The sequence below is a fragment of the Mesorhizobium sp. RSR565B genome, assembly GCF_054719465.1.
Genome location: NZ_JBTTIE010000001.1, coordinates 2,879,073 through 2,901,892 on the forward strand (window position 1 = coordinate 2,879,073; position 22,820 = coordinate 2,901,892).

The following is a 22,820-nucleotide window of genomic DNA, read 5'->3' on the forward strand; positions in this document are numbered from 1 at the left end:
CAGAAGGCCGAATTTAAATCGATTAGGTTGGTCCAGCCCCGCGAATCCGCCTTGGAGGTGCGCGGGACTGACCCTGATCTTACTTGCCGTGCAGGCGGGCTTCCGCCGCCTTGGCCGCGGCTTCGGCGGTGATGCCGAAATGCGGGTAGAGCTGCTCGATGGTGCCGGAAGCGCCGAAGCCGGTCATGCCGATGAAGATGCCGTCGGAGCCGATCAGGTGATCCCAGCCCTGACGGATGCCGGCCTCGATCGCCATCTTGATCGGCGCGTTGCCGATCGTCTCCTTGCGATAGGCGTCGCTCTGCTGGTCGAACAGTTCGAAGCAAGGCACCGAGACGACGCGGGTCGGGTGCCCATGCTTTTCAAGCAAATCACGGGCGCCGAGCGCGATCTCGACCTCGGAGCCGGTCGCGAAGATCGTCACCGCCGCTTCGCCGCTCGCCGCGGCCAGTTCATAGGCGCCCTGGCTCGAGAGGTTCCTGGCCGAGTGCTCGGTGCGCACCGTCGGCAGGTTCTGGCGGGTCAGCGCCAGGGTGGACGGGGTCTTTTCCGATTCAATGGCAATCTGCCAGCATTCGGCGGTTTCCACCGCGTCGGCCGGACGGAAGACATTGTGGTTGGGGATGGCGCGGAGCGCCGCCAGGTGCTCGACCGGCTGGTGGGTCGGGCCGTCTTCGCCCAAACCGATCGAATCATGGGTCATGACGAAGATCGAGCGGATGCCCATCAGCGACGCCAGCCGCATCGACGGGCGGGCATAGTCAGAGAAGCACATGAAGGTGCCACCATAGGCGATGAGGCCGCCATGCAGCGTCAGGCCGTTGAGGGCGGCCGCCATGCCATGCTCGCGGATGCCGTAGTGGACATAGCGCTGGCCGTAATCGTCCGGCGTGATGTTCTTGGTCTGGCTGGTCTTGGTGTTGTTGGAGCCCGTCAGGTCGGCAGAGCCGCCGATGGTTTCCGGCACCGCGCCGTTGATGACTTCCAGCGCCATTTCCGACGATTTGCGGGTGGCGACCTTCGGCTTGTCGGCCGACAGCTTCTTCTTGTAGTCGGCAATGACGGCATCGAAATTCGACGGCAGCTTGCCGGCGAGGCGGCGCTCGAACTCGGCCTTCAGCTCGGGCTTGGCCTTGGCGAGCCGGCCTTCCCAGTCGGTGCGCGGCTTGAGGCCGGCCTTGCCGGCGGTGCGCCAGGCGTCGAGAATGTCGGCCGGAATTTCGAAGGGCGCGGAGTCCCAGTTGAAGAATTTCCGCGCGCCGGCGATCTCGTCGGCGCCGAGCGGTGAGCCATGCGCCTTGTTGGTGCCGGCCTTGGTCGGGGCGCCGAAGCCGATGGTCGTCTTGCAGGCAATCATCGTCGGCTTGTCGGAATGGCGGGCGGCTTCGATGGCGTAGGCGATTGCCTCGGGGTCGGTGCCGTCAATGTGGCTGGCGTTCCAGCCCGAGGCCTGGAAGCGGGCGACCTGGTCGGTGTTGTCTGCAAGCGAAACCGGACCGTCGATCGAGATGTTGTTGTTGTCCCAGAAGACGATCAGCTTGTTGAGCTTGAGGTGCCCGGCCAGCGCGATGGCTTCCTGGGAAACACCTTCCATCAGGCAGCCGTCGCCGGCCAGCACATAGGTGTAGTGGTCGACGAGGTCGTTGCCGAAGGCGGCGTTCATGATGCGCTCGCCGAGCGCGAAGCCGACCGAATTGGCGAGACCCTGGCCGAGCGGGCCGGTCGTCGTCTCGATGCCGGTGGCATGGCCGTATTCGGGATGGCCGGCAGTCTTGGAACCCAGCTGGCGGAAATGCTTGATCTGGTCGAGGGTCATGTCCTCGTAACCGGTCAGATGCAGCAGCGAGTAGAGCAGCATCGAACCATGGCCGGCCGACAGGATGAAGCGGTCGCGGTCCGGCCAATGGGGGTTCTTCGGATCATATTTCAGAAAGCGGGTGAACAGCACTGTGGCGATGTCGGCGCAGCCCATGGGCAGGCCGGGATGGCCGGACTGGGACTTCTCGACGGCGTCCATGGAGAGAAAACGGATCGCATTGGCCATCCGGTCATGTTGTTCACGCGACGTCATGGTACCTCCGGGGTGGGGATTTGTGGGCTTGGCAGAGCCCAGGAAAGAGTGCGCGACACATAGCAGCCACGGGCTTTTAGTCAACAAATCGGCTGCACATTTGCCGGTCTTGTGATGGCTTTGAGACCTTATGGGGCGACCTACATTAGCGTTAGCGGGGGACAGTCGCGAGAGCTTTGTTGACGTTGCCTTCACCCGGTGCCTAATGTTTCCTTGTTAACGCGTTCTGAACGCGAAGCGATTCGGTGATGGGCAGGGCACAGGACGAAGGCCATGACCGGCGAAACCACACTCAAGGAAGTCATCCACAGGCTGGGCAAGGCCATCGAGGGGCTGGAAAACGCCGTCGCGGCCAAGCTCGAGCACGAGCGCGACTATTCCGAAGCCGAGGCTGAGGTGCAGCGCATGAACGCCGACCGTTCACGGCTGGCGCAGGAACTCGACAATTCCGAAGCCCGCGCCGAACGGCTGGAAGATGCCAACAAGGAAGTTTCGCGCCGCTTGGTGACCGCCATGGAAACCATCCGCGCGGTGCTGGACAGGTAGGAGCTGCAGGCCATGGCACAGGTCACGGTTTCCATCGACGGCAAGCAGTATCGCATGGCTTGCGACGAGGGTCAGGAAGAGCACCTGATCGACCTCGCCGAGCGGTTCGACCGTTATGTCTCGCATCTGAAGGATTCGTTCGGCGAGATCGGCGACCAGCGGCTGACGGTGATGGCCGGCATCATGGTGATGGACGAGCTTTCGGAGCTGCAGAAGCGGGTCAAGGGCATGGAGGCCGAAGTGCAGACGCTGCGCAAGACGCGCGACGAAGCGCTGACCAAGGCCGACAAGAACGACACCGTGCTGACCAGCGCGCTCGGCGCGCTCGCCCAGCGCATGGAAGACCTGGCCACGTCGCTGGCGGTCAACAAGGCCTGAGCCTTTCCCGCACAAACGAAAGATTGTCGGCCCAACGTCGGTCCGTAGAACGAAAGTGCTCGTTCCGTCGCCAATAATAGTTTCCTATTGTCCTGCAGCCGCGATTTTTGCGCTAAGATGCGGCAATGCCGGAGCGTTGACGCCGTCCACGGCCGCTCCTGACGAAATCTGTTGCTGGGGAAATAATGCCATGAGCCTTCGTATCAACGACATCGCGCCTGACTTCACCGCCGAGACCACGCAAGGGCCGATCAAGTTTCATGACTGGATCGGCGACGGCTGGGCGATCCTGTTCAGCCATCCGAAGAATTTCACCCCGGTCTGCACCACCGAGCTGGGCACGATGGCGGGGCTCGAAGGCGAGTTCAAGAAGCGCAACGTCAAGGTCATCGGCATTTCCGTCGATCCCGTTGCGAGCCACGACAAGTGGCAGGCCGACATCAAGACGGCGACCGGCCAGACGGTGAACTACCCGCTGATCGGCGACAAGGACCTCAGGGTGGCCAAGCTTTATGACATGCTGCCGGCGGGCGCCGGCGAGACGTCGGAAGGCCGTACGCCGGCCGACAACGCCACGGTGCGCTCGGTCTATGTCATCGGGCCGGACAAGAAGATCAAGCTGGTGCTGACTTACCCAATGACGACGGGCCGCAACTTCGACGAGATCCTGCGCGCGGTCGATTCCATGCAGCTGACGGCCAAGCACCAGGTGGCGACGCCGGCCAACTGGAAGCAGGGCGAGGATGTGATCATCACCGCCGCGGTTTCGAACGAAGATGCGGTCAAGCGTTTTGGCGCTTTCGAGACGATCCTGCCCTATCTCAGGAAGACCAAGCAGCCGTCAGCCTAGGTTTTCTCCGTCGGAGCTATTTGGGGCTTCAGTCCTATTTGTGGCAAGGCGTGCTTGACCGGCGCGCTTTGCCAGATGACCATGCTCTTGTTCAACCCGACGGAGAAAACGGTTCCTGTCGGGCAAGGGGCAGGGGGGCCGGACATTGGACATCGCTTCGGCCAAACCTGAGGTCGCCGGCTTCTACGACAAGCCGACCGGCGCCATCCAGTATGTCGTCACCGACCCGGTGACGAGACGCTGCGCCGTCATCGACCCGATCCTCGATTTCGACGAAAAATCCGGCGCGACGGCGACGAAGAATGCCGACGCCTTGCTGGATTTTATCCGCGAAAACGGGCTGGAGCTCGAGTGGATCCTGGACACCCATCCGCATGCCGATCATTTCTCGGCGGCGCACTATCTCCGGGAAAAGACCGGCGCGCCGACGGCGATCGGCGACAGGATCATCGAAGTCCAGGCGCTGTGGAAGGCGATCTACAACTGGCCGGATTTCCCCGCAGACGGCTCGCAGTGGGACCGGCTGTTTGGGGAAGGCGAAACGTTCATGATCGGCAACCTGCCGGTCAAGGTGCTGTTCTCGCCCGGCCACACGCTGGCCTCGATCACCTATGTCATCGGCGACGCAGCCTTCGTCCACGACACGCTGTTCATGCCCGACAGCGGCTCGGCAAGGACGGACTTTCCCGGCGGCAGTGCCGCGCGGCTGTGGCATTCGATTGAGGGCATTCTGGCGCTGCCGGACGATACGCGCGTGTTCGTCGGCCACGACTATCAGGCCGGCGGGCGCGAGCCGTACTGGGAGAGCACGGTCGCCGAGCAGAGGGCAAAGAATATCCACCTCGTTGCGGCGCGCAGCGAAGCCGAGTTCGTCGACTTGCGCGAAGCGCGCGACAAGACACTGCCGATGCCGCGGCTGATCCTGCATGCGCTGCAGGTCAACATGAATGGTGGACGGCTGCCGGAACCGGAGGCCAACGGCCGAAGGTATCTCAAGTTTCCGCTGGATGGGCTGTAGATCGGTTCATGCTGTTGGCGCCGTCGCCGAAGCTGCCAACCTCCCCACTTGAGGGGGAGATGCCCGGCAGGGCAGAGGGGGGTGCTGTCCCGCCGACCTTTGCTGTGTGCTCGAACAATTCCAGGTTGGGGATAGTTAAAATCGCAAGCTGCGATCCGTCACGCCCCCCTCTGTCCTGCCGGATATCTCCCCCTCAAGGGGGGAGATCAGCTGTTGCCCGACTTTCGCTAACCGCCGACGGACGACAAAACAAAAAAGGCGGCGCCGGTTTCCCGACGCCGCCTTCTGTTCCTTAGCCGAACCCGGCTTTACGCCGCGGGCTGCGCCTCGATCGTGCGCAGCGCCTGCATCTGGCGCTTGGCGGCGGCCTTGACCGCGTCCTGCACCTTCTCGAAGGCGCGCACCTCGATCTGGCGCACGCGCTCGCGGCTGATGTCGAACTCGGACGACAGTTCTTCCAGCGTCAGCGGCTCCTCGGCGAGGCGGCGGGCCTCGAAGATGCGCCGCTCACGATCGTTGAGCACGGCCAGAGCGCCCGACAGCATGCCGCGGCGGTTTTCCAACTCGTCCTGCTCGATCAGCATGTCTTCCTGGCTTTCGTGGTCATCGACCAGCCAGTCCTGCCATTCGCCGGATTCACCTTCGCTGGCGCGGATCGGCGCGTTCAGCGACGCGTCGCCGGACAGGCGGCGGTTCATCGACACGACTTCAGCTTCCGACACGTTCAGCCGGGTGGCGATCTCGGTGATCTGGTCGGGCTTGAGGTCGCCATCGTCCAGCGCCTGGATCTTGCCCTTCACCTTGCGCAGGTTGAAGAACAGGCGCTTCTGATTGGCGGTCGTGCCCATCTTGACCAGGCTCCACGAGCGCAGGATGTACTCCTGGATCGAGGCCTTGATCCACCACATGGCGTAGGTCGCGAGGCGGAAGCCACGCTCGGGTTCGAATTTCTTGACGGCCTGCATCAGGCCGACATTGCCTTCCGAGATCACTTCGCCGATCGGCAGGCCGTAGCCGCGATAGCCCATGGCGATCTTGGCGACGAGCCGAAGATGGCTGGTGACGAGCTTGTGCGCAGCGGAAGTGTCTTCATGCTCGGCGTAGCGCTTGGCGAGCATGTACTCTTCCTGCGGCTGAAGCATCGGAAAGCGGCGGATTTCTTCCAGGTAGCGGCTGAGGCCGCCTTCGCCGGAAACAATACTGGGTAGTGACTGGGCCATGATTGCGCCCCCTCTCTATTGGAGTGATGCCCCCGAAACGCGGCGGGCATGTGACGCGAGCACCAAAAGGCTCGCCCGCGGCAACTGATTTATATAGGAACAAAACCAGAAAAGACAGGCATTTGTTCAACACGAAACAGTGTGTCACGCTGAAGTGAACAATGCCGCTCAGGTTTTAGCTGGCTTGTTTAGACGCAATTCCGGACGGAAACCGTTTCACACTTTTCTGGAATTGCTCGGGTTCAGAGTTTGCGAAAGCCGCCGACGAGTTCCTCCATGTCCCCCGGTATCGGCGCCTCGAACCTCATCGATAAATGGGTAGCCGGGTGCCGAAATGCAAGAAGCCAGGCATGCAAAGCTTGCCTGGAAAATGCCTTGACCTGACCCTTCAGCAGTTCGGGCAGCCGGTTGGCCTTGGTGCGGAAGGCCTGGCCGTAATCGGGGTCACCGATGACGGGATGGCCGATATGAGCCATGTGAACGCGGATCTGGTGGGTGCGGCCGGTTTCCAGCCGGCATTCGACCAGGCTGGCGGTGGCGAACGCCTGCTGGCCCTCGCCGAAACGCTCCTTGACGGTGAAATGGGTCACGGCGTGGCGGGCATCGTCACGGCCTTCCGGCACGACGGCGCGGCGCACGCGGTCGGCGGCACGGCCAAGCGGCGCGTCGACCGTTCCGGTCGGCCGTGGAGGGATGCCCCAGACCAGCGCCAAATAGGCACGTTCGAGGTCGCCGGTGCGGCCGTGGTCGGCAAAGGCCTTCGACAGCGCCTTGTGGGCGCGGTCGGTCTTGGCCACCACCATGACGCCGCTGGTTTCCTTGTCCAGCCTATGGACGATGCCCGGCCGCCTGACGCCGCCAATGCCTGAAAGACTGTCGCCGCAGTGGTGGATCAGGGCATTGACCAGCGTGCCGGTCCAGTTGCCGGCGCCGGGATGGACGACGAGGCCGGCCGGCTTGTTGATGACGATCAGCTCGTCGTCCTCATAAAGCACGTCGAGCGCGATGGGCTCGCCTTGCGGTTCGGCCGGTTCCGGCTCGGGCATGACGACCGATACGCGCTCGCCGGCACTCATCTTGCGCTTGGTCTCGTCGACCGGCTTGCCGTCGATCGAAACGGCACCTTGCCGGATCAGCATCTGCACCCGGCTGCGCGACATGTCGGGACCAAGGGCGCTCGCCAGCCACTGGTCGAGGCGCTGGCCGGCCGCTTCCGCGCCGGCTTCGAGCACGGTCGGCGCCGCCTCTATGAATTGTCCAGCCTCTATCAATTCAGGGGTCTCTTCGCTATGAGCGCTCATCGAAAAAAGTTCCGGAAGTTCTGCCATGGCCCGGCCCGTTGCCGATGAAGAAGAAAAGCCGCTCGATCCCGAGATCGAAAAGGTGCGCGGCAGGCTCATCCGTTTCATGGCCATCAATCTCGGCCTGCTTTTGCTGGCCCTTATGGTGGTGATCGCGGCCATTGTCTACAAATCGCGCAAAGCGCCGCCCGCGAACCCGCCGCTCGCCAACGACATTCCAGTTCCGCCCGGCGAGCCGCTCGCGGCCGACATAGTGCTCCCGGTCGGAGCCAAGGTGATCAGCCAGGCTCTGTCGGGCAATCGCATTTCGATCGACGCCGAGCTCAGCGACGGCAGCCGCACCATCTTCGTCTACGACATCGCCGAGCGCCGTATCATCGGCCGCTTCGCCATCCGCAACAAATAGCCGGGCCGAAACAATGACCGGGTTTGCCGACCATCGCCGCATAGCAACCGTCACGCTCGTGGTCGCCGATTATGACGAGGCGATCGCCTGGTATATCGGCAAGCTTGGCTTTGCGCTGTGCGACGACATCGAGCTCGGTGACGGCAAGCGCTGGGTGACGGTGACGCCTGCGGCCGGGCAAGGCCCGCGGCTGCTTCTGGCGGAAGCGTTGGACGATGTGCAGAAAAGCCGCGTCGGCGACCAGACCGGCGGCCGCGTGGTTTTGTTTCTCGAAACCGACGATTTTGCCAGGGACCATGCGACGATGCTGGAAAACGGCGTCGATTTCCACGAAACGCCACGCCATGAGCCGTACGGCACCGTGGCGGTTTTCGCCGATCTCTACGGCAATCTGTGGGACCTGATCGAGCCGAAACGCTAAGTCCGCAAACCGAGATTGCACAGAAGCGGTCCGGCCGTTCGAAGCCCAGTTGCTTTTTCCAAACCGTCAGCCTATATCGCCGGTTCTTGAACGCGCCCATCGTCTAGCGGTCAGGACACCGCCCTCTCACGGCGGGAACAGGGGTTCGATTCCCCTTGGGCGTACCAAGCAACCGCTTTCCTTCCGCATCATCGACAATTTCGGGCAGCAGCCGCGCGGATCGCGTGTGACCGCGAGGGTCGGCGGCATCAGCGAAAACCCGGCAAATCCGCGTCACAGATACACCCAATTTAAGTCAGACCGCGACGCTTGAAAGCGTAGCGATCTCTGTTACTTGCGGTGCGGGGATAGCATCTGCGGCAACGCGGATTTGGTTGGGCATAGCAGGTATGAGTTCGGCAAAAATGATATGCCCGTGCTGTCACGGCAGCGGGCAGGTTTTCGATTGCTTGAAATGGCGCGAGTCGAAAGGGCATTGCTGCCCGCAAGGCACGCATCGGGCCGGCTGTCCCGGGCAGACCATGGCATGCGCCGAATGCGCGGGCCTGGGCACGCTGGCGGAAGCCGAGCTCAGAGCGGTCGCGTAGCCTCAGGTCATGCAACCTTAAGCCTCTTTCACCATCCAGCGCCGGCAGTCTCCGCGAGCTTCTGGCGCGGCGCTGCCAATTGCACTAGCATCATGTACGAAGCCTTGCCAAAGGGCTCGTTGCGGCGCGCAAGACGCCGGGGAACATAGGCGAGGGTCGGCGAGGAGGAGACCGATGCAGAAACTGCAGTCGCAGGGCGTCCATCACATCACCCTCGTCGGCGCCGGCCGCCAGACCTCGATCGATTTCTGGGAGGGCGTGCTCGGCATGCCGTTCATTTTCGAGCAACCCAATCTCGACAAGCCAAGCGAAAGCCATCTCTATTTCGATCCCGGCGACGGCAGGTTGATCACCGTCTTCACCGACGAGAGCCGCACGCCGGTCAAGCGGCGCACGCCCACCGAACCGGGCTGCGTCCATCATATTGCGTTCTCGGTGTCGCGCGTCACTTTCCTGCAGGCGGTCGCCCGGCTCGACGAACGCGCCATCAAGCACAGCGGCGTCAAGGATCGCGGCTTCATGGATTCGATCTATTTCGAGGATCCGCTCGGCCTGTTGATCGAGCTGGCGTCCTACCGCTTCGAGCCGCCGGCCGGCTTCACCCACGCCGATGTGCTGATGCAGGCGCACAAGCTGCGCGTTGTGCGCGGCGACTACAACATCGCCGAAGTGCACCTTGCCGACGCAATCCAGACGCTGGTCGAATGGTCGCGCGCGACCTTGTCAGACGACCGGACGCCGAAGAATCCATACCGACGGCCAGCAAAAGGGGAGGACCACAATGGCAAAGACAGTTAAGAGCGCTGGCAAACCAGCGGCCAAGCCAGCAGTAAAAGAGGCAGTGAAGCCGGCGGCAAAAGCGGCCGTAAAGGCCGCGCCGAAGGCAGCCGCAAAGCCGGCCGCCAAAACCGCGACGACGCCGGCTGCCAGGAAATCCGCGCCGAAGGCCAAGGCGGCGAAAAAACCTGCGCTGAAGCTCTCGATGCTGAAGCCAAGCGTCAACAACATGACCGTTCGGGTGTTTGCCCGTGCAGCCGGGTTCGACGCCGCCGAGACCGACGCCTGGGGCCACACGCGGTCGCCGGAATATATGGCGCGCAATCCGGCGCATCTGACGCCGATGATCGAGGACAAGGGGCTGCCGCGCGGCGTGCTGTGGGAGAGCTGTGCCATCATGCAGTATCTCGCCAACAAGCACGGGCTGGAGAAATTCTATCCCAAGGCACCGGCCAAGCGGGCGATGGTCGACAGCGCCATGTTCTACCTGATCGGCACGCTCTACCCCTATGTGGCGCGCGCCACCTATCCGGCGCTGGGTTTCCCGCACTATGCCGGCGAGGTCGGCCATAGCGACGCTCATCCGGAGAAGAAGTCCGAGGCGCAGAAGGCCGCCATGGCGGCGATTGCCGAGCCGCTGGAGGTGTTTCACTCCTTCTTCAGGGACGGCAAGCCGTTCATCGGCGGCAAGCACCCGTCGATCGCCGACATACGCCTGGCATCGACGCTGGAGTTCCTGGCCGTCATCGACTATGCGCTGCCAAAATGGGCCAAGGAGTATGTCGCGGCGATGGAGAAGAAACTCGGCAAGGCCTATGCCGAGCCGGCCGGCGACGTGCGCGGCTACATCGCCTATGTGAAGTCGCAGGCCAGCGCGTAAAGCTAAGGATTCATTAACCAGAACGCTGTCTATTGAAGGCACCGCGCGACCACGGATGTACTGGCGCAAGGGTGAAGGGAAAGGTCGGCGCAATGCCGGCCTTTTGCTTTTCGCCGATGCGCCATCAGGCCCGTCTCATGCCGTAAAGTCTGACATCAGGATCAAGGTCGATGGCGATGCGGATACCAGGAAGTCGTTCGTCGACGCCGCAACCACTGCCCTGCAAAAGTGCCTGCCGTTGAGCTTCTCGCCGACGCTGGCGCAAGGCGTCGCGGGCAATGTCTTCACCGTGCAATTCGCTTCGCCCAAGCAGTAGGCGAGCGGGCGAGCGTTTCACCGTTTTCACAGAAACGGCGACCCCCTCTCTCGTTGTCTTGACGCAATTCCCAGGGGAAAGCGCTACGCGCTTTTCCCGGAAAAACGACTCACACTTTTCCTGAAGTTGCTCTGATCAGTTGTGCAGGCGTCTGATATCGACATGCCGCTGCAGTTCCGGCGTCTCGAAGACGTAGTCGGCCCAGGCGGATTCCGGAATCTGTCCGGCCAGATAGCATTCCAGCAACAGGCTCTGTTCGGGATCGAGCGCTCTCGGCGCCCGCTCATGGTCCAGCCCCAGCGAGTGGAACAGGTTCCTGGTCAGGCCAGAGACAGTGAAGTGAATAGACATCTTGGTCTCCTTTGCCCGACACAACGCGAGACACCGGAGAAAGGTTTCATCCGCAAGGGCCCGATAACGCGGGATCGATGATTGCGGGCGGCCTGGCTCGCCCGAGCCTGGCTTCGTCTCATCTTGAAACAAAAGTGTAATAGCGAATTTACAGGAACCGGCATAATACACTCGGCATAAAATACCTGGCGGTTGCTGGCGTCTCTTGAATTAGACTTACCTCCCGCATTGAGGCTCAATCGGCTGGAGCGGCGATCGGCTCCACAGGGGTACAAGGAACCAGGTGTCGCCGATGATGCGTTTGTGGCTTGTCGTGACCTTTGCACTGGTGTCGGTAGCGGCAAGCGTCCTCGGCATTTCGGCTTCCCTTGCCGATCCATGCGCCGCGCTCAGGAGCCAGCTGGCACCGTCCGGCCGCAGCGGCGGGATCAGCTCCGAGCTTGCGCAGCTACGTCGCCAGCTTGCGGCGATCCAGGGGCTGGAGAGGCAACGCCGGTGCACGGCGCAAAGTGCGGTGGGGGGCTTCTTCAATGCTTGCGCCGACCTCGCCAAAAGCCGCACACAGGTGCAACGCCAGATCGCCGGCGCCGCGATTTCGCGCCGGGATGCGTCCGGACTGCAGGCCAGGCTCGTCGCGCTCGGCTGCACGCCCGCCGCCGGGCAACAAAGACAGCGTCCGGCTGGCGCCATGATCGGCAGCAATTCGATGCTGTTTTGCGTTCGTCTCTCGGACGGCTATTTCTTCCCGGCGCCGAAATCGCAGTTCGTGCAAGGCGGCGATGCCAAGGAGATGGTCGATCAGTGCCGCTACATCTGCGACGATGCCGGCGTCGACCTATACACGCTCAGTGACCCAAGCCTTGAAACCGAAGAGATGGTCGCGCTCGATACGCGCACATCCTACAAGGACCTGCCGACGGCCTTCAAATATCGCAATGATGCGAACTTCAGGGCCTGCGACCTCAAGCGCTATCACCGGCGCGTTGCCGAGCTGAGAGCGCGCACGGTGACGCCAGCCAATATGGCCAACGCGATCATTCCTTTGCCGTCAGCGAAGCCGGATCTTGGCACCGTGGCGCAACTTCTCCAGCCTGGCGCAGACGCTGCAGAGGCCAGGGGCGCCGCCCAGCGACAGTCGGTCGAGCCATTGGCCGGCTCGCGGCCGGTCAGGGTGGTCGGGCCGGCTTTCTTCCCGGCGGAGTAACCTGCGCCTAGAGCGTTTCACCGTTTCACCGAAACGGCGAACCGCTCTATGTCTTTGTTTTACGCAATTCCGGACGGAAAACCGTTTCACACTTTTCCTGGAATTGCTCTAGTACCAGCTATTCGCAAACCATCCTGTAGCGTTTGCCGGGTTCGCTGACATTCTTGCAGGTGAGCGGATTGGCCGGTTCGGAAGCCATGCTGGGCGGGCTGGACCTGACGTGCCGCCTTGGCGCAGCTATTTGTGTCGTGTGCCTGCGTGCCGCGGGCCGGTAGGGCTCCTGCGGCGGTGGCGTCGGAAACACACCGGCTGCCGCCTGCATCTGGCTGGCCTCAGTCTGCGACGGATCGCGATCCCAGACCCGCCTGATATCGAGCGGCTTCGGGATCACCACCGTGCCGTCATAGCTGCGTGCGCAGCCGCTGCCCGCAAGCAGCGCCAGGCACAGGAAACAAGGCACGATCCAACCGGTCATCAGCAACACCCCCGCTGACTTATAGCCCGGCTGGGGTTCCGCCGACAACCGGCGGAATACCGCAGGGCAATGTGGCTCTGGCCGCAGTCTGGATTGGTTATGGTTAGCGGATCATTAATGCTTCTCGGGCACATTCCGCCGGCGAACCGCTGAGGGGGTTCGGCCTTGGCTTTCGGGGTGGGAACGGGATGGCTGACGGGACTGTTGGAACACGTGGCGGACGCGGTTCCGGAAAAGGGGTGGTGAACGGCGAGGATACGTCCGTCGGGGGTTCGCCCGAAGCGCTGCGCGAACTGGTCGGGGCCGGCGCCGACTGGGTCTGGGAGACCGACGCCGAGCTGCGCTTTTCCTGGCTTTCGGAGAACTACCAGGCCGCCACCGGCATCGATCCCGCCAGCATTCTTGGCCGTTTCCGCTTCGATTTCCTCAAGCAGATGGTGCACGGCAATCGACACGCCGCCGCGCATCTGGAGGATCTGCAGGCGCATCGGCCGTTTCGCGACTTTGTTTATGAGTTGAAGGGCGGCCGTCCCGGCTGCCGCTGGGTTTCGATCACCGGTTCCCCGCGGTTCGACGGCGAAGGCGAATTCATCGGCTATCGCGGCATCGGCCGCAACGTCACGGCACTGGCCGGTGCGCTGGACGAACTGCGGCAGGACGAGAGCGATCCGCCGGCCGGCGAGGCTACGCAGCACCTCGCCGATCTCGAGCGGACAATGGATGCCATGCATATGGGCGTCGTGGTGCTTGACGCGAAGTTCGACACGCTCATCGTCAACAAGGCCTATCGCGAGCTCTCCAGGATCCCCGACGGCGCCGTCACGGTCGGCGCGCCGTTCAGCCTGTTGATGGAACTCAACCGCCGCAACGGCATCTACGGCGATCTCGATGGACAGCAGTGGCAGCACTACCTCGCCACCCGCATCGAGGAGATCAGCGCCGGCTCGGTTGCGCCACGCGAATTTCTCCATGCCAATGGCAGGACGATGATGTTCTCCGTGACGGCGTTGTCCGGCGGCAAGCGGCTGTTGACCTACTACGACGTCTCCGAGCTCAAGCGTCGCGACGCCGAGATCGAGAGTGCCAACGCCAAGATCACCGAGACCTTCGCCAATCTTCGCACGATGGTCGACCAGATGCCGATCGGCGTGCTCGTCCTCGATGCCGACATGCGCGCGGAGGTGATCAACCGCGCCTTCTATGATTTCTGGGAAATCGATCCCCGGCGCGCCGGCATCGGCTGCGGCTTCCGCGAACTGATGCAGGCCAGCCGCGATATGGACCCGTACGGTGCTGACGATGCGGAATGGCAGGACCACATCGCCGAGCGCGAAGCAGAAATCTCGGCCGGCCTGGTGGGCTCCAGGCAACTGCCACGCAATGACGGCCGTACGCTGATTGCCTCGCTGGCGCCGCTCGCCGGCGGCAAAAGGCTGATCTCCTATGTCGACGTCACCAACATGAAGGATCGCGAGGCTGAACTCGCCCAAGCGCTGGAGAAATCGCGGCTGGCCGAGGCGGTGATCAACGGCGTCAAGGACCCGATCTTCGTAAAGGACGACAATCTGCGTTTCGTCTTCGTCAATGAGGCGTTTTCGGCACTGTTCGGACAGAGCCCGCAAGCGATGCTGGGCAGGCCCGGCGGCGACTTCCTCAAGCAAAAGGACGCCGCGCAATTCGAAGACAGCGAACGCGCCGTGCTGGCGACCGGCACGCCCTACGAGGTCGAGGAGACTTTCGACGCCGAGGGCGCCAGCCGCTCGCGCATCGTGCGCAAGAACCGCGTCGGCATGCCCAGTGGCCGCAACTATGTCGCCGGTTTCCTGTTCGACATTTCCGACATGAAGCGCCGCGAGACCGAGGCCGAGGACGCGCGCAAGAACCTCGCCACGGTGCTGGAGTCGCTGCCGGCGGCCGTCATCATCTATGACCGCGACGACAAGTTCATCTTTGCCAATCGCAAGCTGCAGGACACGCTGCCGGCGCTGAAACCGGCATGGCAGCCCGGCCGCACCTTCCGCGAGGCGTTGGAACTTGGACATTCCGTGGGATATTTCCGCTTCAGTGGCGATCCGGAGACCGACAAGCTCTATGACGGCGATCGAGACATCTGGCTGGATGCCATTCTCGCCCGCTACCGCCTGCCGAACTCCTCCTACGAACGGAGCAATCCCGACGGCCGCTGGTATCAGGTCTACGATATGCGCACCGAGGACGGCACCTTCATCGGCGTGCGCGTCGACATCTCGGAGATCAAGAGCCGCGAAAAGGCGCTGCAGGAAAGCATGCGCCAGATCGACCTGTTCCGCCACGTCATGGACGAACTGCCGGTCGCCGCCTTCATCAAGGCGCAGGATCTGAGCATGGAATTCGTCAACAAGGCCTGGTGCGCGCTGACCGGCATCCCCAAGGAGGAGGTCATCGGCCGAACCGATCTCCAGCTTTTCGGCATAGACGACGCCGAAACCTACACCCATGACGACACCCAGGTCGTCGTCACCGGCCGCGGCCGCGAGATCGAGGAGCCCGTTACCCATCGCGACGGCACGGTGCGGCAATTGATGACGCGCAAGAGCCGGCTGGTGGCGCTCGATGGGTCGGTGCACCTGGTCGGGTCCAGCACCGACATCACCGACGTCAAGGCGCGCGAGCAGGCGTTGGAAGAGAGCATGCGCGAGAACGAGGTGTTCCGCAATCTCATCGACAACGTGCCGGTGTCGATCTACGCCAAGCGCTCCGACCTCAGGCAGTTCTACGTCAACAAGGGCTGGTGCGACCTCACCGGCCTCCGCAGGGAAGACGCGATCGGCAAGACGGACATCGAGATTTTCGGCGAGGACGGCGAAGCCTTCGTCAACAGCGATCTCGCCGTGCTGCGCACAGGCGATACACAGGAGATCGAGGAAACGGTGACGCTTGCCGACGGCAGCGTGCGCCACCAGTTCGCCCGCAAGGGCGCGATGATCGCGTCCGATGGTTCGCTCTATCTGATTGGGTCGACCACCGACATCACCGAACTGAAGCTGCGCGAGGCCGAACTGCGCGAGGCGCGCCAGCGCGCCGTACTGGCCGACCGCGCCAAGTCGGAATTCCTGGCCAATATGAGCCACGAGATCCGCACGCCGATGAACGGCGTACTCGGCATGGCCGAGTTGCTGGCCAAATCCGACCTCGATCCCAAGCAGAAGACGTTCACCGACATCATCGTCAAATCGGGTAACGCGCTCTTGACCATCATCAACGACATACTGGACTTCTCCAAGATCGATGCCGGACAGCTGGTGCTCGACCCTGCGCCCTTCAACCTGCCCGAAGCGATCGAGGATGTGGCGACGCTGATATCGACGCGCGCCAAGGAGAAGGACCTCGAGCTCATCGTGCGCGTCGAGCCGGGCCTGGAAAGCCTGTTCGTCGGCGATGTCGGTCGCATGAGGCAGATCGTCACCAATCTGGTCGGCAACGCGGTGAAGTTTACCGACGAAGGCCACGTGCTGGTCGACGTGACCGGACAAAGGGGGCCGACGGGGACAAAGCTTACCGTTTCGGTCACCGACACCGGCATCGGCATTCCGCAGCAGAAACTGAAGCTCGTCTTCGAAAAATTCAGTCAGGCCGACACCTCGTCGACCAGACGCCACGAAGGCACAGGGCTCGGGCTCGCCATCACCTCGCGGCTGGTCGAGTTGATGGGCGGCGAGATCGGTGTCGAGAGCGCCGAAGGCAAGGGCTCGACCTTCTGGTTCACCGTGACATTGCCCAGGGCCGAGGAACAGACCGGACGGCGGATCATGCCGGTCGACGTGACCGGCTCACGGGTGCTGATCGTCGACGACAATGCCGTCAACCGATCGATCCTGAGCGAGCAGATGGCGTCATGGACCTTCGATTCCTGCGCCGCCGAAAGCGGACCCGAAGGGCTCAAGGTGCTGGTTGCCGCGGCTGCCTATGGCGTGCCGGTCGATTGCGTCGTGCTCGATTATCAGATGCCGGGGATGAGCGGCGCCGAAATGGCGCGCGTCGTGCGCAGCACCGCAGGGCTGGCCGACACGCCGATCATCATGCTGACTTCGGTCGACCAGTCGCTCGCCAACACCAGCTATCGCGATCTCGGCATCGACGCCCAGCTGATCAAGCCGGCGCGCTCCTCGGTGCTTCTGGAAACGCTGGTCGCCACCATCCAGCGCCACCATCACAATATCACGGGTGGCCGTGTGCTGCCGGCGGCAAGCAGCGGTTCCGGCGGCGGCAGGAACGAACCGTCGCCGGCAAAGCCGCCGCTCGCTGCCTCGGAACGGGCCCTACTGCAACCGCCGCCGGTTCGTGCCCGCGCCCGGGCCGCCGGGGATGAACGCCGGCTCGACATCCTCGTTGCGGAGGACAATGAAGTAAACCAGATGGTGTTCACCCAGATAATCGGCGAAACCGGCTACAGTTTCGAAATCGTCGGCAACGGGCGCAAGGCGCTCGATGCCTTCGGCCGGCTTAATCCGCGCATGATCCTGATGGACGTCTCGATGCCGGAGATGAACGGGCTCGAGGCCACCGCCGCAATTCGCCGGCTTGAAGAACATACGGGTATGCATATCCCGATCGTCGGCGTCACCGCGCATGCCTTGAAGGGCGACCGCGAGCGCTGCCTGGAAGCCGGCATGGATGACTATTTGCCCAAGCCGATCAGCCCCAGGGCGCTGCTCGAAAAGGTCGAGCGCTGGGTCGGCATATCAGGCGAAGCCCAACGAGACGCTGGATAGCAACCTGCGGCGCCGCCGGGATTCGGCCGCGCCGCAACAGCCAAGGCTATGGTGCGATCGCACCATATCAAAGCTAGCGCCCAGTCAGGACAATGGTCGCAACGAAACCGCTCATTCAGTTACGGGCGGGAGCAAGCGACCGCCGACAAGAAACAGCGTCGAATCTACCCCAACGGACCTGTTTTTGGCGATGGCTCGGCCAAGATTCGCTCTGGCCACGGGCAACGCGCTCCCGTCCGGTTTTTCTTTCTCGGCATCGCGGCCTGCGGTGTGCCGGGACTTGATGCCAGCACGAATTGCGCAAGCGTCTGATTCCAGCGGCAACTTCCATTCCCACCAACCGGCTTAAAGGGTGCGGCCCACAAGACGTCTGTGCGACGTTACCGGGCTGACACGAAACTGTCATGCGACTGTAATAATCGAAGGCTATTGGCCTCAGCGGGCGCCGGTTTGAAGAGGGCGCCAAGAGACCATCTTCCGAACAGGAGCAGGCCACATGAAGAAATTCCTCGTTACGGCATCGGCCGTGGCGGTAGCGTTCGCCGCATCGTCCGGTGTCGCCGCTGCGCGTGACCAGATCCAGGTCGCCGGTTCGTCGACCGTGCTGCCTTACGCCAAGATCGTCGCCGAGCAGTTCGGCGAAACCTTCACCAACTTCAAGACCCCGGTGGTCGAGTCCGGCGGCAGCGGCGCCGGCATCAAGGAGTTCTGCAAGGGCGTCGGCGAAGACACGATCGACATCGCCAACTCCTCGCGCCCGATCAAGAAGGACGAGCTGAAGTCCTGCGCCGACGCCGGCGTCAAGGACGTCCAGGAAGTCCGCATCGGCTATGACGGCATCGTCTTTGCCACCGACATCAAGGGTCCGGACTGGGCGCTGGTTCCCGCCGACATCTACAAGGCGCTCGCCGCCAAGCTGGTGGTCGACGGCAAGCTGGTCGACAACCCGAACACCAAGTGGAACCAGGTCAATCCGAAGCTGCCCGACTGGGATATCGCCGCCTATATCCCGGGTGAGAAGCACGGCACCCGTGAAGTGTTCGAGACCAAGCTGCTCGACGCCGGCTGCGACAAGGCCGCTTTGAAGGCTGCCGGCATCGCCGACGACAAGGAAATCGGCAAGACCTGCATCGCCATCCGCAAAGACGGCAAGGCTGTCGACATTGATGGCGACTACACCGAGACGCTGGCCCGCATCGACTCCAACAAGACCGGCGTTGGCGTGTTCGGCCTCGCCTTCTACGAGAACAATGCCGACAAGCTGAAGGTCGCCACCGTGGAAGGCATCGTGCCTTCGACGCAGACCATCGCCGATGGCACGTATCCCGTGTCGCGGCCGTTGTTCTTCTACGTCAAGAAGGCGCATCTGGGCGTCGTTCCCGGCCTCAAGGAATATGTCGAGTTCTTCCTTGATGACCAGATGATCGGCCCGGAAAGCCCGCTCGCCCAGTACGGCCTGGTTTCCGCTCCCGACGCCGAACGTCAGGGCCAGCGCGACGCCTTCGCCGCTGGAAAGACAATGTAATCAACGGACGGATCAGGGCGCGGATGAACTCCGCGCCCTGACTTCGCCGCTTGCCGCAACGGCTGCGGCGATCTGAATTTTCCCTGGGGTGGGTTATGTCGTCCTTGCTCGTACTCGCCATAGTCATCGCCATAGGCGTGGTCGCTTTTGTGGTCGGCCGCCAGCGCGCCGCGGCGCAGGATACCGGCAAGGTCAAGCCGCATTCGCGCGCGCATTATCATGGCTGGTGGGCCTTTCTGCTCGCGGTCCTGCCTGCCGTCCTTTTGCTCGCCGTCTGGGATATCGGCTCTTCCTTCTATCTCGACCGGCATATCCATGCCGCTTTGCCCGAGCGCACCGCCGACACAAAGGTGGCCAGCGAAGCGCTCGACGCCAGCCTGGTGAAGAGCCTGGCCAAGGGCCTGCGCCGGCTCGATGGCGATACCGCACTTCCCGCTACTTTCGCCGAATTGCAGCCGCTGCTCGCCGCCAAGGGCGTGGCACTGGCCAGCGACACCCAGGACTATATGATTCCGATCGCGGTCGAGGCGAACCAGGTCCAGGACCGGCTCGGCCTGTTCAGCGCCGTGCTGACCTTCGCGCTGTCGGTCGCCGGCGCCTTCTATGCGCTGAGGCAGATCGCGCCGCGCGCCAGGGCGCGCAACAATGTCGAGAAGCTGATGCTGTGGGGGCTGCTTGCGGCCTCGACCATCGCCATCCTGACCACGGTCGGCATCGTGCTGTCGATGCTGTTCCAGACCATCACCTTCTTCGAGAGCGTGTCGCCGATGAGCTTCTTCTTCGGCACGGTGTGGGATCCGCGTTTCGCCGCCGCCGGTTCCGGCGGCAGCCAGGGTCAGTTCGGCCTGATCCCGCTTCTCGCCGGCACGCTCTACATCGCCGCCGTCGCCCTTCTGGTGGCAGTGCCGGTCGGGCTGATGTCGGCGGTCTACATGTCCGAATATGCCTCGCGCGGTGTGCGCTCGGTGGTCAAGCCGGCGTTGGAACTGCTGGCCGGCATTCCGACCATCGTCTACGGCATCTTCGCCGTTGTCACGCTCGGACCGTTCTTGCGCGACCTGTCGGCGGCACTCACCGGCGGCTCGCCCTTCATCCAGGGCCAGAGCATCTTCACCGCCGGTCTGGTGATGGGCGTCATGTTGATCCCGGTCGTGTCCTCTTTGTCCGACGACATCATCACCGCGGTGCCGCGCGCAATGCGTGACGGCTCGCTCGGCCTCGGCGCCACGCGCTCCGAGACGATCAAGCGGGTGATCCTGCCGGCGGCACTGCCCGGCATCGTCGGCGCCATCCTGTTGACGGCGTCGCGCGCTATCGGCGAGACGATGATCGTCGTGCTGGCGGCGGGCGTCGCCGCCAATCTGACGGCCAATCCGTTCGAGGCGATGACGACCATCACCGTCAAGATCGTCAACCAGCTGACCGGCGATCTCGAGTTCAACTCGCCGCAGACGCTGGTCGCCTTCGCGCTCGGCCTGACGCTGTTCGCGCTGACGCTGGTGATGAACATCGTCGCCCTCTACATCGTGCGCAAGTACCGGGAGCAGTACGAATGACCGACATCCCCCTGGACACGATGGCGGGCGCCGTCGCGCGTCCGCGCCGCGACATCGGGCTGAAGGCGCGCTATGCCGCCGAACGCCGGTTCCGCATCTATGGCGTGATTGCGATCTCGGTGGGCCTGGCGTTCCTGGCCATCATGTTGATCACCATCGTCTCGAAAGGCTACACCGCCTTCTGGCAGACGACGGTGACGCTTCCGATCACCTTCGATGAGAAGGTCATCGACCCCTCCGGCAAGCGCGCGACCGACCCTACCGTGCTGATCAAGGCGAACTATCCCAAGCTCGCCGAAAACGCGCTGGTGGCCAAGCTCGGCATCGATCCGGCCAACAAGCCGATGATGCTGAAGCTCAAGGGCTTCCTGTCGGAAGGCGCCCGCGTCCAGCTGCGCGACATCGTCTCCGCCGATCCGTCGGTGATCGGCAGGACGCGTGACGTCGACATCCTGGCTGCCGCGAACCTCGACTCGGCCTTCAAGGGCCAGATCGACCTCGGCGTCGATGAAGCGCGCCGCAAGGTGTCCAACCAGCAGATCGACTGGATGAACAAGCTTAAAGCCGACGGCGTGATGGCCGAGCATTTCAACACCGGCCTGTTCACCTATGGCGCCTCCAGCCGGCCCGAAACGTCGGGCATGGGCGTGGCGATCATCGGCTCGTTCTACATGATGGTGATCGTGCTGTTGCTGGCGCTGCCGATCGGCGTCGCCGCCTCCATCTATCTGGAGGAGTTCGCCAAGAAGAACCGCTTTACGGACCTGATCGAAGTCAACATCAACAATCTCGCGGCGGTGCCGTCGATCGTCTTCGGTCTGCTTGGCCTTGCCGTGTTCATCAACTTCCTCGGCATGCCGCGCTCGGCTTCCTTCGTCGGCGGCCTGGTGCTGACCTTGATGACATTGCCGACCATAATCATCGCCACGCGCGCCGCCCTCGCCACGGTGCCGCCGTCGATCCGCTCGGCGGCCCTAGGTCTCGGCGCCTCCAAGATGCAGATGGTGTTCCATCACATCCTGCCGCTTGCCGCCCCAGGCATCCTTACCGGCACCATCATCGGCCTGGCGCGTGCGCTCGGCGAGACAGCACCGCTGCTCTTGATCGGCATGGTCGCTTTCGTCGCCGATTATCCGACGACGCCTTTCGATCCGGCGACCGCGCTGCCGGTTCAGATCTATATGTGGGCAAACGAGGCTGAGCGCGCTTTTGTCGAGCGCATGTCCGGCGCCATCATCATCCTGCTCGTCTTCCTCATGGCCATGAACATCACCGCGATCGTGCTCCGGCGCCGGTTCGAGCGGCGCTGGTAGAAAAAAGGCAATTTGGTATGAACATCATGACCGAACAGTCCCTTGAAAATGCAGTGGGCGACAAAATGAACGCCAAGTCGAACGAAGTCATCAAGATGCGCGGCGACAAGGTCGGCGTCTTCTACGGCGAGAAGCAGGCGTTGTTCGACGTCAATCTCGACGTCCGCCAGAACCAGGTGACGGCGCTGATCGGCCCGTCCGGCTGCGGCAAGTCGACCTTCCTGCGCTGCCTCAACCGCATGAACGACACCATCGATTCGGCGCGGGTGACCGGCAAGATCACGCTCGATGAAGACGACATCTACGACAAGAACATCGATGTCGTCGAACTGCGCGCCCGCGTCGGCATGGTGTTCCAGAAACCCAACCCGTTCCCGAAGTCGATCTACGAGAACGTCGCCTACGGCCCGCGCATCCATGGGCTGGCCAAGCGCAAGTCCGACATGGACCAGATCGTCGAGCAGAGCCTCAAGAAGGCAGCGATCTGGAACGAGGTCAAGGACCGCCTGCAGGAGCCCGGCACCGGCCTGTCCGGCGGCCAGCAGCAGCGCCTGTGCATCGCGCGCGCCATCGCCGTGTCGCCGGAGGTGATCCTGATGGACGAGCCCTGCTCGGCGCTCGATCCGATCGCCACCGCCCGTGTCGAGGAGCTGATCGACGAACTGCGCCAGAACTACACGATCGTCATCGTCACCCACTCGATGCAGCAGGCGGCGCGCGTGTCGCAGCGCACGGCGATGTTCCATCTCGGCTATCTCGTCGAGGAGGGCGCCACCGACAAGATGTTCACCAACCCCGACGACAAGCGCACCCAGGACTACATTACCGGCCGCTTCGGCTGAGCCGTCCGGCGGGTGAATTTTCAGGCACGAGG

The 22,820-nt window shown here is 63.0% G+C and carries 20 protein-coding genes and 1 tRNA gene; 16 read left to right on the forward strand and 5 right to left on the reverse strand.

Features of this window, described 5'->3' with window-relative positions; genetic code table 11:
• Positions 1 to 79 precede the first annotated feature (79 nt).
• On the reverse strand, positions 80 to 2,071 hold the full coding sequence (tkt, locus tag ACYG9R_RS14040; RefSeq protein WP_023825001.1) for a transketolase: 1,992 nt from the start codon (positions 2,069 to 2,071) through the stop codon (positions 80 to 82).
• 273 nt (positions 2,072 to 2,344) lie between these two features.
• On the opposite strand from tkt, the gene ACYG9R_RS14045 reads away from it, so the two are divergent.
• From ACYG9R_RS14045 to ACYG9R_RS14060, 4 genes are all read left to right on the forward strand, one after another.
• On the forward strand, positions 2,345 to 2,617 hold the full coding sequence (locus tag ACYG9R_RS14045; RefSeq protein ID WP_023670128.1) for a DUF4164 domain-containing protein: 273 nt from the start codon (positions 2,345 to 2,347) through the stop codon (positions 2,615 to 2,617).
• A gap of 12 nt (positions 2,618 to 2,629) precedes the next feature.
• A complete protein-coding gene (locus ACYG9R_RS14050; RefSeq protein ID WP_023735225.1) occupies positions 2,630 to 2,995 on the forward strand; it encodes a cell division protein ZapA in 366 nt (121 codons plus the stop codon).
• 190 nt (positions 2,996 to 3,185) lie between these two features.
• Positions 3,186 to 3,845 (forward strand): peroxiredoxin, encoded by a 660-nt coding sequence (locus tag ACYG9R_RS14055; RefSeq protein WP_023825000.1) that lies wholly within the window; start codon positions 3,186 to 3,188, stop codon positions 3,843 to 3,845.
• Between the two features lie 145 nt (positions 3,846 to 3,990).
• Positions 3,991 to 4,863, forward strand: a complete 873-nt coding sequence (locus ACYG9R_RS14060; protein ID WP_031199864.1) for an MBL fold metallo-hydrolase — start codon at positions 3,991 to 3,993, stop codon at positions 4,861 to 4,863.
• Positions 4,864 to 5,171: 308 nt separating this feature from the next.
• Here ACYG9R_RS14060 and rpoH read toward each other — a convergent pair whose 3' ends face one another.
• Both rpoH and ACYG9R_RS14070 read right to left on the reverse strand, forming a co-directional pair.
• Positions 5,172 to 6,083, reverse strand: a complete 912-nt coding sequence (gene rpoH / locus ACYG9R_RS14065; protein ID WP_023670124.1) for an RNA polymerase sigma factor RpoH — start codon at positions 6,081 to 6,083, stop codon at positions 5,172 to 5,174.
• Positions 6,084 to 6,325: 242 nt separating this feature from the next.
• A complete protein-coding gene (locus ACYG9R_RS14070; protein ID WP_023824999.1) occupies positions 6,326 to 7,384 on the reverse strand; it encodes an RluA family pseudouridine synthase in 1,059 nt (352 codons plus the stop codon).
• Between the two features lie 25 nt (positions 7,385 to 7,409).
• Here ACYG9R_RS14070 and ACYG9R_RS14075 point away from each other — a divergent pair, with 25 nt between their 5' ends.
• The 6 genes from ACYG9R_RS14075 (at position 7,410) to ACYG9R_RS14100 (ending at position 10,771) form a co-directional block, all read left to right on the forward strand.
• Positions 7,410 to 7,790, forward strand: a complete 381-nt coding sequence (locus ACYG9R_RS14075) for a hypothetical protein (RefSeq protein WP_023690093.1) — start codon at positions 7,410 to 7,412, stop codon at positions 7,788 to 7,790.
• Between the two features lie 13 nt (positions 7,791 to 7,803).
• Positions 7,804 to 8,211, forward strand: a complete 408-nt coding sequence (locus ACYG9R_RS14080) for a VOC family protein (RefSeq protein ID WP_023824998.1) — start codon at positions 7,804 to 7,806, stop codon at positions 8,209 to 8,211.
• A 92-nt stretch (positions 8,212 to 8,303) separates the two neighbouring features.
• Positions 8,304 to 8,378: transfer RNA gene (locus ACYG9R_RS14085), tRNA-Glu, on the forward strand.
• A 594-nt stretch (positions 8,379 to 8,972) separates the two neighbouring features.
• On the forward strand, positions 8,973 to 9,596 hold the full coding sequence (locus ACYG9R_RS14090; RefSeq protein WP_023824997.1) for a VOC family protein: 624 nt from the start codon (positions 8,973 to 8,975) through the stop codon (positions 9,594 to 9,596).
• Positions 9,580 to 10,455 carry a glutathione S-transferase family protein gene (locus ACYG9R_RS14095; protein ID WP_023824996.1) on the forward strand — a complete coding sequence of 292 codons (876 nt, stop codon included), beginning with the start codon at positions 9,580 to 9,582 and terminating at the stop codon, positions 10,453 to 10,455. Before ACYG9R_RS14090 ends, ACYG9R_RS14095 begins: the two co-directional genes overlap by 17 nt.
• Positions 10,456 to 10,510: 55 nt before the next feature.
• Positions 10,511 to 10,771 (forward strand): hypothetical protein, encoded by a 261-nt coding sequence (locus ACYG9R_RS14100; RefSeq protein ID WP_032887139.1) that lies wholly within the window; start codon positions 10,511 to 10,513, stop codon positions 10,769 to 10,771.
• Between the two features lie 135 nt (positions 10,772 to 10,906).
• On the opposite strand, the gene ACYG9R_RS14105 is transcribed toward ACYG9R_RS14100, so the two are convergent.
• Positions 10,907 to 11,122, reverse strand: a complete 216-nt coding sequence (locus ACYG9R_RS14105; RefSeq protein WP_023696431.1) for a hypothetical protein — start codon at positions 11,120 to 11,122, stop codon at positions 10,907 to 10,909.
• A 292-nt stretch (positions 11,123 to 11,414) separates the two neighbouring features.
• On the opposite strand from ACYG9R_RS14105, the gene ACYG9R_RS14110 reads away from it, so the two are divergent.
• Positions 11,415 to 12,326, forward strand: a complete 912-nt coding sequence (locus ACYG9R_RS14110; protein WP_023754145.1) for a DUF2865 domain-containing protein — start codon at positions 11,415 to 11,417, stop codon at positions 12,324 to 12,326.
• A 118-nt stretch (positions 12,327 to 12,444) separates the two neighbouring features.
• On the opposite strand, the gene ACYG9R_RS14115 is transcribed toward ACYG9R_RS14110, so the two are convergent.
• The gene (locus ACYG9R_RS14115; RefSeq protein ID WP_023696429.1) at positions 12,445 to 12,801 is read right to left on the reverse strand and encodes a hypothetical protein; all 357 of its coding nucleotides are present in this window, start codon (positions 12,799 to 12,801) and stop codon (positions 12,445 to 12,447) included.
• A 188-nt stretch (positions 12,802 to 12,989) separates the two neighbouring features.
• On the opposite strand from ACYG9R_RS14115, the gene ACYG9R_RS14120 reads away from it, so the two are divergent.
• The 5 genes from ACYG9R_RS14120 to pstB all read left to right on the forward strand — a co-directional run bounded on the left by ACYG9R_RS14120 (position 12,990) and on the right by pstB (position 22,788).
• Positions 12,990 to 17,552 carry a PAS domain-containing protein gene (locus ACYG9R_RS14120; protein ID WP_196813633.1) on the forward strand — a complete coding sequence of 1,521 codons (4,563 nt, stop codon included), beginning with the start codon at positions 12,990 to 12,992 and terminating at the stop codon, positions 17,550 to 17,552.
• A 496-nt stretch (positions 17,553 to 18,048) separates the two neighbouring features.
• Positions 18,049 to 19,077 (forward strand): substrate-binding domain-containing protein, encoded by a 1,029-nt coding sequence (locus tag ACYG9R_RS14125; RefSeq protein ID WP_023670113.1) that lies wholly within the window; start codon positions 18,049 to 18,051, stop codon positions 19,075 to 19,077.
• A gap of 95 nt (positions 19,078 to 19,172) precedes the next feature.
• Positions 19,173 to 20,633 carry a phosphate ABC transporter permease subunit PstC gene (pstC, locus tag ACYG9R_RS14130; RefSeq protein ID WP_023806534.1) on the forward strand — a complete coding sequence of 487 codons (1,461 nt, stop codon included), beginning with the start codon at positions 19,173 to 19,175 and terminating at the stop codon, positions 20,631 to 20,633.
• Entirely contained in the window at positions 20,630 to 21,946 is a 1,317-nt protein-coding gene (gene pstA / locus ACYG9R_RS14135) for a phosphate ABC transporter permease PstA (protein WP_023824994.1), read from the forward strand. The genes pstC and pstA overlap by 4 nt, the downstream gene beginning before the upstream one ends.
• Before the next feature lie 17 nt (positions 21,947 to 21,963).
• Positions 21,964 to 22,788 (forward strand): phosphate ABC transporter ATP-binding protein PstB, encoded by an 825-nt coding sequence (pstB, locus tag ACYG9R_RS14140; RefSeq protein WP_023670110.1) that lies wholly within the window; start codon positions 21,964 to 21,966, stop codon positions 22,786 to 22,788.
• The last annotated feature ends 32 nt before the right edge of the window (positions 22,789 to 22,820 follow it).

Excerpts from the sequence above, each read along its gene's own strand:
- ACYG9R_RS14105 (WP_023696431.1), bottom strand. The coding sequence starts at position 11,122 with ATGTCTATTCACTTCACTGTCTCTGGCCTGACCAGGAACCTGTTCCAC.
- ACYG9R_RS14095 (WP_023824996.1), top strand. The coding sequence starts at position 9,580 with ATGGCAAAGACAGTTAAGAGCGCTGGCAAACCAGCGGCCAAGCCAGCA.
- ACYG9R_RS14050 (WP_023735225.1), top strand. The coding sequence starts at position 2,630 with ATGGCACAGGTCACGGTTTCCATCGACGGCAAGCAGTATCGCATGGCT.
- ACYG9R_RS14100 (WP_032887139.1), top strand. The coding sequence starts at position 10,511 with ATGTACTGGCGCAAGGGTGAAGGGAAAGGTCGGCGCAATGCCGGCCTT.
- pstB (WP_023670110.1), top strand. The coding sequence starts at position 21,964 with ATGAACATCATGACCGAACAGTCCCTTGAAAATGCAGTGGGCGACAAA.
- ACYG9R_RS14125 (WP_023670113.1), top strand. The coding sequence starts at position 18,049 with ATGAAGAAATTCCTCGTTACGGCATCGGCCGTGGCGGTAGCGTTCGCC.
- tkt (WP_023825001.1), bottom strand. The coding sequence starts at position 2,071 with ATGACGTCGCGTGAACAACATGACCGGATGGCCAATGCGATCCGTTTT.
- ACYG9R_RS14090 (WP_023824997.1), top strand. The coding sequence starts at position 8,973 with ATGCAGAAACTGCAGTCGCAGGGCGTCCATCACATCACCCTCGTCGGC.
- ACYG9R_RS14055 (WP_023825000.1), top strand. The coding sequence starts at position 3,186 with ATGAGCCTTCGTATCAACGACATCGCGCCTGACTTCACCGCCGAGACC.
- pstA (WP_023824994.1), top strand. The coding sequence starts at position 20,630 with ATGACCGACATCCCCCTGGACACGATGGCGGGCGCCGTCGCGCGTCCG.
- ACYG9R_RS14080 (WP_023824998.1), top strand. The coding sequence starts at position 7,804 with ATGACCGGGTTTGCCGACCATCGCCGCATAGCAACCGTCACGCTCGTG.
- ACYG9R_RS14110 (WP_023754145.1), top strand. The coding sequence starts at position 11,415 with ATGATGCGTTTGTGGCTTGTCGTGACCTTTGCACTGGTGTCGGTAGCG.
- rpoH (WP_023670124.1), bottom strand. The coding sequence starts at position 6,083 with ATGGCCCAGTCACTACCCAGTATTGTTTCCGGCGAAGGCGGCCTCAGC.
- ACYG9R_RS14045 (WP_023670128.1), top strand. The coding sequence starts at position 2,345 with ATGACCGGCGAAACCACACTCAAGGAAGTCATCCACAGGCTGGGCAAG.
- ACYG9R_RS14075 (WP_023690093.1), top strand. The coding sequence starts at position 7,410 with ATGGCCCGGCCCGTTGCCGATGAAGAAGAAAAGCCGCTCGATCCCGAG.
- ACYG9R_RS14120 (WP_196813633.1), top strand. The coding sequence starts at position 12,990 with ATGGCTGACGGGACTGTTGGAACACGTGGCGGACGCGGTTCCGGAAAA.
- ACYG9R_RS14070 (WP_023824999.1), bottom strand. The coding sequence starts at position 7,384 with ATGAGCGCTCATAGCGAAGAGACCCCTGAATTGATAGAGGCTGGACAA.
- pstC (WP_023806534.1), top strand. The coding sequence starts at position 19,173 with ATGTCGTCCTTGCTCGTACTCGCCATAGTCATCGCCATAGGCGTGGTC.
- ACYG9R_RS14115 (WP_023696429.1), bottom strand. The coding sequence starts at position 12,801 with ATGACCGGTTGGATCGTGCCTTGTTTCCTGTGCCTGGCGCTGCTTGCG.